Below are 12,223 nucleotides of genomic sequence, written 5' to 3' on the forward strand. Positions count from 1 at the left end.
TTATTTGAATTATATGTTATATAGCTATATAATGGCCTCGGTTCAAAAAACTGCACGGAGAAAATCAGTTTCCTTTGTTCAGGAAAAGGAAAAGCTATAGGTACACTGAATTTTTTTAAAGAAAGAAAAGGAGATGTGGAAAGTTAAAATCTAATGATACCGAATGAAAGAGAAAATATGATGAGGAAGGAACGTGTGAGGTATGAATTGGAGAAGAACGTTATGGATCTTGTGGATTGCCGATTTTTTTACCGGAATGGGGATGAGTTTGATTTTACCGTTCCTGCCTCTGTATATCGAACAATTGGGGGTTCATCAAACTGCTGCAGTTGAACGGTGGACGGGATGGATTTTTTCCGCTCAATTTATTGTTTCTGTGTTCTTTCAGCCGCTTTGGGGATCGATGGCAGACAAATACGGACGGAAGGTGATGCTACTAAGAGCGGGGTTTGGCATGGGAATTGTTACTGCGTTGATGGGACTGGCAACTCATCCATGGCAGTTACTTGTTTTACGGATTATTAATGGGATATTCTCTGGCTTTATTTCGATGTCTATTTCACTTCTGGCATCCGTGACACCCAATAAACATTCCGGCCGTGCCTTAGGGACATTACAAACAGGAATTGTTGCCGGTAATTTATTGGGTCCGATTGCGGGAGGTATAATGGCAGAAAGAATGGGGTATCATTATATTTTCTTTCTAACCGGTGCTTTTCTATGTACGGCAGGGTTGCTCATCCTGTTATTTGTTCATGAAGGACATAAGCAGCCTGCTTCGGCAAAACAAAAAACTAAGGTACATTGGCGAACGGTAAAACCTCTAATGCCGGTATTTATTGCATCTTTTGTTACGAATTTAGGGATGATGAGTATAGAACCATTGGCAACTGTTTATGCGAAACAGTTGTATCATGGATTGCATCTTGAATTTTTTGCGGGGCTGGTTGTTTCCATTACCGGAGTCGCCAATTTGATTGGATCTCCTACCTTAGGAAGAATTGGTGATAAAATTGGCCAAAGAAAAGTATTGGCCTTTGCCTTATTAATGGCTGCCCTGGCATTTATACCGCAAGCATTAGCTGGGAACATAACTACCTTATTAATTGGCCGATTCCTACTTGGACTTTTTGTCGGCGGCATGGTTCCATCTCTTAATGTATTAGTTAAAAAATTGGCACCGCCGGAAATACAGGCAACAGTCTTTGGTTTTAATAGTTCTTCATTATTTTTAGGGAACTTTGTCGGTCCGTTGTTAGGAAGCCATATTGCTGCTGAATGGGGAATTCGCTCTGTTTTTTATGTTACGATGAGCTTTTTATTGCTCAATTCGATTGCCATCTTTCTAAACAAGTCGCTGGATACGACTAAATCGAAAAGTCCAAAAATGGCTTCTTAAAAAAACACACCATTCAGGGGATGGTGTGTTTTTAGGGCAATATTGACAAGTTCAGATATCAAGTTTATAATTATCTCGAATTCAAGATATTTTATTTTAGAATTTTAAATAACTAAACAAAAAAGGAGAATATCACTATGTTAAGAAAGATAGATCACCATCATATGGGCAGAAGTAATTTAGGATGGTTAAACAGCATTTTTCACTTTTCATTTGCAGAATATTATAATCCCAAAAATATAAAGTTCGGGAAATTAAGAGTAATTAATGATGATTTGATTGCACCAGGTACAGGGTTTGATCTTCACCCTCACCAAAATATGGAAATTATTTCATATGTAGTGGATGGCGAACTGACACATAGAGATAGTATGGGAAACAGAAGCACCATTACTCGGGGACATGTTCAATACATGAGTGCAGGAACTGGAGTCTACCATAGTGAACATAACTTAGGAGATAAAACATTAAGATTACTGCAAATCTGGATTTTTCCTGATCAATTGGGCTTAACGCCAAGTTATGGTGACTTCCGGTTTAATTGGAATGACCGAAAAAACAATTGGCTCCATATGGTTTCTAGCAAGACCGGAGAGGCGCCAATCAAAATGAATCGAGATGCGAATATTTATGCCTTAGAACTAGATCAAGAGAAGGAAATCAGCTTTCCTGTTAATAAGGGAAGACAAGCCTATATGGTACAAATCGAAGGAAGCTCGACAGTTAACAATATTACGTTAAATGCAAGAGATGCAGTAGAAATTGTGGAGGAGGATATTCTTATTTATGCAAATGAAAGCTCTCATATATTAATGATAGAAATGGAAAAAATGGATTAAAAAACGAAATAATATAAGGCTATACCACCTGATATAGCCTTTATATAGTTTATAAAATCAACACCGTCCGCGAATCTTTAAGATCCTTCCAATCTGCTCAGCTGTATTCTCTAAAAGAATTTCTCCATGTTCCATGGCTTCTTCTAAAGTTATCGGTCCATCGGTAATGCTGAAGGCCGCGGAAAGTCCTTTTACGTAAAGAGAATCTAAGTTTCCTTCAACTTTTCCAGCTATTGCAATAACAGGAATTCCAAAGGCCTGAGCAAAAGAGGCTAAGCCCGCAACTACTTTACCAGATGCCGTTTGACCATCCAATTTGCCTTCCCCGGTGATCATTAAATCAAAAGATTCCTTCTCGAAAAGTTCACGTAAATTCAATTTTTCCAATATCAGCTGGAGCCCGGATTTCAATTCTGCCCTAAGGAGTCCGACTAATCCAGCGGCTGTTCCGCCGGCAGCACCGCTTCCAGGGAGATCATGAATCCGGATTCCTTGAAGCTTTTTTATACAATCGGCCAGTACGTTCAAAGAATAATCCAGCTGTAAAACTTGCTCTGGTGCCGCTCCTTTTTGCGGTCCAAAGACGGCAGCTGCCCCATTATTTCCTACTAAAGGATTTCGAACATCACAAGCTACTTGAAAGGTTGATTGGAAAACAGAAGGCAGAACATTTCTATTATCGATAGCGGCAAGGTCTTTTAAAAAATATCCTCCTTCGGGCAGATCCTCTCCATCAGCATTTAAAAACCGAAACCCAAGTGCTTTTAAAAGTCCTGTTCCTCCATCATTGGTTGCACTTCCTCCCAAACAAATTAAAAAATCCCGATAACCTTTTTCAAGTGCATCAGCAATTAACTGCCCTGTTCCAAAAGTAGATGCTTTTAATGGATCCAGTTCATGGGTTTTAAGCCTTTCAATACCTGATGCATTCGCTAGTTCAATAATGGCAGTTTTTCCATCTCCTGTTATCCCGTATTCTGCTAGAATATTTCGGCCGAGAGGATCGCGTACCATCGCTTTTAGAATTTTCCCTTTTGTTGCTGTCACCATTGCCGTAAGCGTACCTTCACCGCCATCGGCCATTGGGGATAAGTAAGTATCAGCATCTGGCATGGCTCTATTTATACCTCTTTTGATAGCCTCGGCTGCTCGTATAGATGACATGCTGCCTTTAAATGAATCAGGTGAAATAAATATTTTCATTACGATCACTTCCGAATGATTTATATCATTATTTTACTAAAAAAGCTTGTGAATCTCTAAGCTATTCTTCTGAACTCCCAATATGTTATAGACTTTTTGTTTTACTTTGTTTATATATACACTGCTGAATGATACATTTATATGTGGGTAAAGTTTATAACACATGATTTCTTCCTTTTGATTTGCTTATAGATTTTAATGCATAAAAATTTAAAATCCTCTATAATATTTAATAGATTACATAGAATGCCAGTGCTTTAAACAAACCGTGTTGGAGGGATTAGTTTGAAAAAGGTTGAATTGAAGTTAGATGGTTATATTGCAACGATCACGATTAATCGCCCAGATCAATTTAATTGCTTTGATTTGGAAGCGCTGTCACTACTGGACGAAGTCGTAAATGATGTAAAATTTGACAGGGATATTCGGGTTGTTATATTCACTGGTGCCGGTGACAAGGCATTTAGTACTGGTGCGGATTTACGGGAACGGCGTACATTGAACGAGAAACAAGTGCACAGAAACGTCCATTTGATCAGTGAGGTTTTTTCAAAAATTGAGGAGCTGCCGCAGCCTACCATTGCCGCTATTAATGGATATGCTCTTGGAGGAGGACTTGAACTTGCATTAGCATGTGATTTCCGAATTGCTGTAAAAGAAGCAATATTAGGGTTGACAGAAGTAAGCTGGGGGATTATCCCTGGTGCAGGCGGAACTCAGCGATTAAGCAGATTAATAGGAATATCGCGGGCAAAGGAATTAATTTTAACTGCAAGAAAGATTGATGCATTTCAAGGTTTTGAGCTTGGGTTGGTTAATAAAGTGACAGACCGAAACCAATTGTTGGAGGCAGCTGTTGAATTGGCTGAAGAAATATCAAAGAATGCTCCGTTAGCTGTCATCCAGGCGAAATATGCGATAAACCATGGCAACAATGTCGACCTAAGAACAGGTTTAGCGATTGAGTCGAAAGCTTATGAAGTGATTATTCCTACAAAAGACCGGATTGAAGCGTTAGAGGCATTTAAGGAAAAACGCCCGCCAAAGTTTAAAGGAGAATAAAAGTCATAAAATTTCCATCATAACACATCCTAAAAACGGAGGTGTTATGATGGAAAATAAGAGTCAAATTTCTAATCATTCAAACCAAGTTACGGCTCAAGAACAAATTTTGGATAGAGTAAATCAATCATATGAAAAAATGGTTCAACATGTTAAAGAAATGATTCATAAAAATAATGAACAACTATCCTGACGCCAGAAACTGGCGTTTTTTTTATTAAGTTAATAGAGAATAAATTTCGATTTCAAAATTGTCCAGCGTAAGCCGCCTAGTCCCTGGGGGTAAAATAACCAGCATCTTTAAGGGGTGCAGCAGTTGATACGGTTAAATTTCCTAGATCGCGGAGACACTGAGCATAAGAATAGGCATATGTTCGGACCATATTACCATGTAAATTTTCTCTTTTTTTATGTAAAATTTTTCTCGAACAACTATTCAAATTTGGATTTATAAATATAATGATATTGTGGCATTAAATTTGTTTACAATAAGCCTTTTGTCACTTATTATCAAATTATAGCAATGTTCTTTCTTATTTTTTCTTTAAATTAGAATTCATATATTTCAATATACATCCTTTCTCTGTTTTCAAAAGGAGGGTACGAATTGAAGGCAAAACATAAAAAATATAATGTTTTTCAACGGATCGGCCGTGCTTTTAAGTTGAATTTTATTAAATTGTTCCGCTCCTCGGGTGGAGCCAGAAAGGTAGCGCTTGGTTTTGCCATTGGTTTCGGGCTTGAAATGCTGGTTATTTCATCCGCTTCTTTAATTTATATTTTGTTTATTCCGATTGTACGGTTGGCCAAGGGATCTTTGCCAGCGGCCATTATCGGAAATGTCATTGGAAAATTAACCTTCCTTCCAGTTATTCTTTTACCTTTTGCGCGAACAGTCGGTAAGTTAATCTTGCCAATGAAAGTCAAAATAGGCCACGGTTCGTCATTTTCCTTCACAAAATTAATGCACGGTGATTTTAGCGGCTTAATCAGTATTCTCCATGGAGGAATCCATGTTCTGATCGGAATGACGATCTTTGGAATTGTATTAGGTGTTGCCTCTTATTTTATTATTTATTTCTTATATGAAAGAGAAAAAACAAAAAGATTAATTAGAATGCGTGATAAGCAAGCTCGCCGAAAAAATAAATTGAATAACAATTTCATTTAATACATGAAATAGGCTGCCAGAGAAATGTTTCAAGGCAGCCTTTTTAGTTTAGTTTGTAATGTTATTATGGTAGTTGTATTTGTTACGATTCACAGGAGTAAACCCTTTAGGTGTATAGAATCGTAATAAATCCCCGTTTACCACTTTATCAGACAGCGACAGTTTCTCTTCCACGATCTCCTGTTCTTTTTTCGCTTCGGCCAACCGATCAGGCGTAAGCTCCATTCCAGTATTGGTATCATAGAATTTCCCGCCGATGGAAGAAATCGTGGCACTGACAAAGTCGCCATTCCGGAATGGAATCAGGCCATCATGCTGTTTTGACAATAAGTCGGATCCAAATTGCACATAATTTTTCGTGTCAATCCCGAGCAAATGCAGCAATGTTGGCAGTACATCAATTTGTCCCCCGTACTCGTGATTGATTCCGCCTTTCATGCCCGGCACATGAATGAACAATGGAACACGCTGCAAGCCGGCACTCTCAAGCGGTGTGACTTCCCTACCAATAACTTTAGACATTGCATCGTCGTTGTCTTTTGAAATCCCGTAATGATCACCGTACAAAATGACAATCGTATGGTCGTACAGCCCGGATCTTTTCAATTCGGCAAAGAACTGTTTAACTGCTTCGTCCGCATATCGAGCTGTTTGGAAATACCTGTCGATATATGGAACACCAGTGTTCGCCGCGGCAATCGACGTATCTTTTGGATTAATCGGATAAGGGAAGTGGTTTGTGACAGTGATCAGTTTGGCATAAAACGGTTGCGGCAGTTTTTCAAGTTTTGGCATGGATTGCGCAATAAACGGCTTATCCATCAGACCATATTCTGCCATGTCATCCTGATTAATTTTATAATAGCTTGCATCATAAAAGTGATCATAGCCAAACGATTTATACACTTCATTGCGATTCCAGAAACTCCCTGTGTTACCGTGAAATACTGCTGATGTATAACCATGTTGTCCCAAAATGGCAGGAGCCGCTTCAAATGTATTTAAACTTTTAGTCATAAACGCTGAACCTTGTGGCAACCCATATAAAGAATTTTCTAGAATAAATTCGGCGTCAGACGTCTTTCCGTGTCCAGTCTGATGAAAGAAATTATCAAAATAAATCGTATTCTTATCATTCGTTAATGAATTTAAAAATGGTGTAACTTCTTCTCCATGTAATTTGTAATTGATTAAGAAATTTTGAAACGATTCAAGATGATAATATATGACATTCATGTCCTTCCCGACCCCAAAGTAGGTGGGATTTGGCTCGGCATAATTAGATTTAGTGTAATTTAGTATTGTCGTTATGTCATTGGAATCCGCAAACACCCTTTGTGCTGATGCCTGTGTGCTTTGGACCACATCATAAATAGAATAATTATACAATCCTAAATATTTCACAATATAATTACGGTCAAATCCCCGTGTTAATAATTCAGGCCGGTCAATTTCAGCAAGCCCAATATTTGTGAATGAAATGGCAATAACGAGAGAATAAAAAAAAGAAAGTTTTCTTCGATTCATATCATTTTGATCGATATTTATAATACGAAAAACAAGCAGTGCAGCCAAAACAATGAAATCCAGGAAAAATAGAAAATCATAAGGTTTGACAAGAGCGGGCACACTGCTGGATACATCTCCGAAATTTTTAGCTTGCATTAAGGTCGGCAACGTTATGAAATCTGTAAAGAATCGATAGTATAAAATATTGCTATATAAAAGAACAGATAAAAGAAAGTAAATAATCATTAGCCAGACATATTTCTTCTTTCCTTTTAAAAAGAAGGCAATACCTAAAAAAAGCAAGGTTGAGCCTAATGGGTTTATAAATAACAAAAACTGCTGGTAAGGACTTTCAATTCCTAATTTAAATTGTGTTAATTGTGCAAAATACGTTTTTATCCATAGCAAAAACACAGCTAAAAAGAAAAAAACAGGATACCGGGAAAAAAACATCCGCACCTTTTCAGACATGTTTTTCATTTTGTACCTCTTTTCTAGCCTACAGCTTATCGTAATTTTTCCATTAATTTCAGTGATAAGCATTTCCTAGCATATATCTTACCAGTTAAATGCAAACAATTAAAGAACATAGTATAAAAAAATCGTTCAGGGCATTTTATTATATTTGGCTCTAAAAATCTATATGTTTGTAAGAACTTATTTTCAGAGGCTAATATTTCGAAAGTGAAAATAAATGAATTTTATGTTATGATTACTGTAATTTTAAAAGGATCACCGGAAAGATCAGCAACGATTCCGATGATTGAACGGGGAGCGGATTATGCAAATCTGGAAACGTAATTTATTGGTACTTTGGATTGGGGTGTTTTTTACTTCAGCAAGTTTTTCCATGGTTATTCCGTTTTTGCCGATTTTCCTTCTTAAGATTGGGTAACTCACAATACGGAATTTTGGTCAGGGTTGTTAATTAGTGCGGCATTTTTCGGTGGGGCCATTGCATCGCCGTTCTGGGGGAGAGTGGCAGATAAGTTCGGAAGAAAACCAATGATCATCCGTGCAGGATTTGTTTTATTTGCGATTTATACGTTAACTGCTTTTGTAACAAATCCTTATGAATTATTGATCTTAAGATTGCTCCAGGGATTATTGAGCGGATTTATACCCGGTGCGGTTGCGCTTATTGGTACTAATACACCAAGTGAAAAAGTTGGATATGCACTGTCACTGATCTCAACTGCATCAGCATCCGGGGGAATTGTTGGCCCGTTGCTCGGCGGAGGGATTGCCGATTGGAAATAGATGGGCGTTTGCCAGTGCCGGCATAATTGTTTTTGTTTCAACATTGCTGATTATTTTCTGGGTCAAAGAAGTAAATTTCACCCGAGCAAGGAAGTAGGTTCCATTAGAAATGACATGAAAGCCGCATTTACAAATCGTTGTTTATACTGGTGTTGATGTTAACGGTTGTTACCAGTTGTTCTGTTATGACTGTTGAACCTGTTTTGCCATTATATATTGTAAAACTGGGCGGTACATCTGATAAAGCCTCATTTGTTGCCGGTATTGTTTTCTCACTTCCGGGAATTGCAAGTGCCATGTTTGCTCCCTTATGGGGGAAATGGTCGGACAAAGTGGGATTTCAAAGAGTTCTCGTCATTGGTTTATTAGGAGGCGGCATAGGCTCTTTAGCGCAAATTTTATTCGGTCATATTTTAGAATTTTCGATCATTCGTTTTGTATATGGCATCTTTTTCTGCGCGGTGTATCCAGCTTTAAATGGTTTGGTTGTGAAATCCACAACGGATGATTTCCGTGGAAGACCGTTCGGATTAAATCAAACCGTTAACCAAATCGGCGGGATGGTAGGACCGATGTTAGGGGGCTTTCTAGGGGGGATTTTTTCTGCGCAAGGTGTATTTTTAATCACAGGCATCCTGCTATTATCCGCGATGGGAATGGCTTATTGGAACGCAAAAGATTTAAATCGGACGGTGGGAAAAGTTGCTCCAGGAAAATATCATATCAATATATAGTAAAGAAGCCGAAAAACTGGGCTTCTTTTTTACGATTTTAATTAATAGGCTTAAACCTATAAAACACTATGATACTGTTTCTTCTCTTTATTATTTTGAAGAATGCGAAGCTTTCCTGCAGAATGATAATGATAAAAATTAAAAATCTCCAATTGGTAATTTTGTCCATTTGGAATATAAAAAGTATGATGTAATTTTCCTTCGGGATAATCTCCATAATATACGACACTGTCAAAATATTCGATTGAAGTGCCGAAGTTATTCATTTTTATAATGGAATACTTTACCGGCCATTTCCCATTATGAGTAGTTTGTGATCCGGAAATGGTGATCGTTTGGCTTTTAATGGGGAATTTTGAACTGAAGAAAAATGGCTGTTCTACTCCGAGGCCCCAATAGATGTATTCGTCGCCGCCCCTCCTAGATCTTCTTGAACAAAAACACTGCAACTACTGTTTTGTTTTTTTGAAAAATTTCCAAGCGTACCTTTTGGTTGCTTCTAAAAATGCAAGCATGCCCATAGTGCTCCTCCTTTCTTTTTCAGTTACTGTATTATTTGCTTAAAGTTTCAGTATTAAAACGGCTTTGTCCCAATTGGACAGCCTATTTTGGACAAATAGAATCTCGGTACACAGATTTAGGTATATGAATAATTTTTTTCCTCTCGTAAAAGATAAGAAAAAATCAAGGAGTGTGAGAATGATGAAAAAGTTATTCCTTACAATTGCATTTTCACTACCATTCAGTTTTGGTCTGTTTATGCAAGGGGGATATGCAAAAGAAGCCAGTTCCCAGCAGCCTCAAGTTCACCGAATTTCTGAAAAAGAGGCAAAAAGTATTGCTTTGAAAAAAGTAAAAGGGGAATTCATCTCTATTAAATTAGAAGCTGATGATGGTAGAGAGCATTATGAAGTGAAAATTAAAAGTTCAGGAATAATTTATGAAGTAGAAATTGATGCAAAAACAGGAAAGGTTTTAGAGGTAGAACAAGAAGGGGCAAATGACGACGACGGGCATCATGATGATATCCACCATGATGATGACGGTCATCACGATGACGATGGCCACCACAATGATGATCATCTAGATGATTAATGAGATATAAAAAGTTGCATGTCCATATGGATATGCAACTTTACATATTCTGTTAAGGAGAAAAAAATGACAAAAAAATATTTGACCATACTATTTTTTTCCTTTGCTATTGTGTATTACCATTACAATCGTCGGCGGCGCCTCAAAATGAAAAGAATCAATCGAATTTGCGCGATTTTTTCAATAATGTAGAGAAAGATTCCAATACTAAAGTAGAACCAAACAATACAATTGATTCTGACTTAAACTGTACAAAATCTATTCCATTCACTTCAGCGCAAAAAAAGCGTCTGGATCAAATTTATCATCAAATTTATATGGATTATATTGATTTGATCGAGACCTATGCCTGGGCAGGTGCCTTAACGCAAGACCAGAAATTAATCCGCTATAAAATGTTAAGAAATTATATCCTTACATTTCAAAAAAGAAACTATAAATGGTGCAGTGAGGTTGAAGAAGATGAATGGGAAGAAGAATAGTTCAATAAAGACAATGATTAAAAGAGACCTTTGCCGAAGGTCTCTTCCTGTGCATTGCGAGTATCTTCTATGATTTTACGCCGATTAAAATCAAACTAACTCCCAAGAAAATCCATATTAGTTTCATAAGTGAAATATTGTCTGCGATGCCAATAACCCCGATGGTTGTAGTGGTAATCAAGATCAACGGTCCGACGATGGCCAATGAACTATTCACCAATAGAGCTTTCTCAACTGTATTTAACTTTATCATTAATAATGCAGCTGAAACTTCGATAACCCCGGAGATAATTCTTAAAAGTGCCATACCTAATACGGCTTTATCCAATATTATGTACCTCCTGACAACAGTCTTCAACACATTATATGTTTCTCCTTTGTTGAGAAGGACAAGTTTTTAATGTAAAAAAACACAACTGCATTGCAATCGTGTTTGCTTAAAGTAATTTCAATCCGCTGAATAAAATCATTAAGGCTACAATGGTTCTTAATGGCTTTGCAGGTATTTTCGCTGATAATGTGCTTCCAATGATTACCCCCGGTATAGATCCCATTAAAAGATTCACCATCAGGAGGTAATTCACATTGCCAATCCCGGCATGCATAAGGCCGGCGGCACTGACAAGCAAGAGTGCATGGGCAATATCTGTTCCGACTAATTCTGAAGGACCCATGCGATAAAAATACATCATGGCTATGGCAAATAGTGAACCAGAACCAATGGAAGTTAATCCGACTATAAATCCCAAAATCGCACCAATCGCAATGGTTAAACTCTTCTTTTCTTGTATCGGCTTACGCTGGAAATGATTCGATCCCATGCTCGTTTTTATAAATGTTTTTACCAATGTTGCCAAGGCCACTAATATTAACACATACCCCAGTGCATGTTTAATAATAAGCTCCTGATTATGAAAAAACGAATTAAACAAATGAAGGATGCCTACAGCGCATATCGTACTTGGAATACTTCCCATCGCCAAATATTTTACTAATTGCAAGTTAATTGTTTTTTATCGCCAATGTTGAACCGATCCAAACAGTTTTGTGATGGCATTATAAATTAAATCTGTTCCAACCGCGATGGATGGACTAATTCCTAATAAAATTAGAACAGGAGTTAACAAAGCTGCTCCGCCAACGCCTGTTAATCCGACTAAAAACCCAATTAAGAGCCCCATTACGATGATGCCTACACTCATTAGGAACACACTCCATTATTTCTTGAGTTGCAATACACCATAAAATATGAAGTGGTCATTCGCCTTGTTACATAAAATAGAGAGGACGGATGGTTTATTTTTAGGGAAACCATTTAGGTCACTCTCTTTTTTGCTTAGGTACAATTTATTCTTCTTCTTCCTCATTCAGCTTAATTTGCTTGCACCCGACATACAGACAGGTAAAAATATCAATCCCCGGCTTCGCTTTTGCAAACCCCTTTAAATATGGGGTAACTAGAGACTGCC

Annotated in this window: 11 protein-coding genes and 2 pseudogenes; 8 read left to right on the forward strand and 5 right to left on the reverse strand. The window is 37.6% G+C overall.

Going from position 1 to position 12,223, the window contains the following annotated elements:
* Positions 1 to 202 precede the first annotated feature (202 nt).
* A complete protein-coding gene (locus BFU02S_RS11445; protein WP_066370643.1) occupies positions 203 to 1,399 on the forward strand; it encodes an MFS transporter in 1,197 nt (398 codons plus the stop codon).
* A 137-nt stretch (positions 1,400 to 1,536) separates the two neighbouring features.
* The gene (locus BFU02S_RS11450) at positions 1,537 to 2,238 is read left to right on the forward strand and encodes a pirin family protein (protein ID WP_066370646.1); all 702 of its coding nucleotides are present in this window, start codon (positions 1,537 to 1,539) and stop codon (positions 2,236 to 2,238) included.
* A 57-nt stretch (positions 2,239 to 2,295) separates the two neighbouring features.
* Here the strand turns inward: BFU02S_RS11450 and BFU02S_RS11455 are convergent, their stop codons facing one another.
* Positions 2,296 to 3,441, reverse strand: a complete 1,146-nt coding sequence (locus BFU02S_RS11455) for a glycerate kinase (RefSeq protein ID WP_066370648.1) — start codon at positions 3,439 to 3,441, stop codon at positions 2,296 to 2,298.
* Positions 3,442 to 3,726: 285 nt separating this feature from the next.
* Here BFU02S_RS11455 and BFU02S_RS11460 point away from each other — a divergent pair, with 285 nt between their 5' ends.
* The 3 genes from BFU02S_RS11460 to BFU02S_RS11465 all read left to right on the forward strand — a co-directional run bounded on the left by BFU02S_RS11460 (position 3,727) and on the right by BFU02S_RS11465 (position 5,674).
* Complete coding sequence (locus tag BFU02S_RS11460) at positions 3,727 to 4,503, forward strand: enoyl-CoA hydratase-related protein (RefSeq protein WP_084361089.1); 777 nt, start codon at positions 3,727 to 3,729, stop codon at positions 4,501 to 4,503.
* 49 nt (positions 4,504 to 4,552) lie between these two features.
* Positions 4,553 to 4,696 carry a hypothetical protein gene (locus tag BFU02S_RS16770; RefSeq protein ID WP_157075914.1) on the forward strand — a complete coding sequence of 48 codons (144 nt, stop codon included), beginning with the start codon at positions 4,553 to 4,555 and terminating at the stop codon, positions 4,694 to 4,696.
* Between the two features lie 414 nt (positions 4,697 to 5,110).
* Positions 5,111 to 5,674 (forward strand): DUF2062 domain-containing protein, encoded by a 564-nt coding sequence (locus BFU02S_RS11465; protein ID WP_066370651.1) that lies wholly within the window; start codon positions 5,111 to 5,113, stop codon positions 5,672 to 5,674.
* Positions 5,675 to 5,722: 48 nt separating this feature from the next.
* Here BFU02S_RS11465 and ltaS read toward each other — a convergent pair whose 3' ends face one another.
* Positions 5,723 to 7,663 carry a lipoteichoic acid synthase gene (gene ltaS / locus BFU02S_RS11470; RefSeq protein WP_066370653.1) on the reverse strand — a complete coding sequence of 647 codons (1,941 nt, stop codon included), beginning with the start codon at positions 7,661 to 7,663 and terminating at the stop codon, positions 5,723 to 5,725.
* Positions 7,664 to 7,964: 301 nt separating this feature from the next.
* Between ltaS and BFU02S_RS17800 the strand changes: the two are divergent.
* A pseudogene (locus BFU02S_RS17800) lies at positions 7,965 to 9,177 on the forward strand (MFS transporter).
* Between the two features lie 56 nt (positions 9,178 to 9,233).
* Here BFU02S_RS17800 and BFU02S_RS16775 read toward each other — a convergent pair.
* Entirely contained in the window at positions 9,234 to 9,626 is a 393-nt protein-coding gene (locus tag BFU02S_RS16775; protein WP_157075915.1) for a hypothetical protein, read from the reverse strand.
* 253 nt (positions 9,627 to 9,879) lie between these two features.
* On the opposite strand from BFU02S_RS16775, the gene BFU02S_RS11485 reads away from it, so the two are divergent.
* Both BFU02S_RS11485 and BFU02S_RS11490 read left to right on the forward strand, forming a co-directional pair.
* On the forward strand, positions 9,880 to 10,272 hold the full coding sequence (locus BFU02S_RS11485) for a PepSY domain-containing protein (protein ID WP_169797597.1): 393 nt from the start codon (positions 9,880 to 9,882) through the stop codon (positions 10,270 to 10,272).
* Between the two features lie 167 nt (positions 10,273 to 10,439).
* Complete coding sequence (locus tag BFU02S_RS11490; protein WP_174520340.1) at positions 10,440 to 10,754, forward strand: DUF2680 domain-containing protein; 315 nt, start codon at positions 10,440 to 10,442, stop codon at positions 10,752 to 10,754.
* A 67-nt stretch (positions 10,755 to 10,821) separates the two neighbouring features.
* Here the strand turns inward: BFU02S_RS11490 and BFU02S_RS11495 are convergent, their stop codons facing one another.
* Both BFU02S_RS11495 and BFU02S_RS11500 read right to left on the reverse strand, forming a co-directional pair.
* Positions 10,822 to 11,085: a YqhV family protein gene (locus tag BFU02S_RS11495; protein ID WP_066370658.1), complete on the reverse strand. Its 264-nt coding sequence runs from the start codon at positions 11,083 to 11,085 to the stop codon at positions 10,822 to 10,824.
* A 106-nt stretch (positions 11,086 to 11,191) separates the two neighbouring features.
* A pseudogene (locus BFU02S_RS11500) lies at positions 11,192 to 11,956 on the reverse strand (sulfite exporter TauE/SafE family protein).
* Positions 11,957 to 12,223 lie beyond the last annotated feature (267 nt).

The sequence above is a fragment of the Neobacillus fumarioli NBRC 102428 genome, from assembly GCF_001591485.1.
In the GTDB taxonomy this organism is placed as follows: domain Bacteria; phylum Bacillota; class Bacilli; order Bacillales; family Cytobacillaceae; genus Neobacillus; species Neobacillus fumarioli.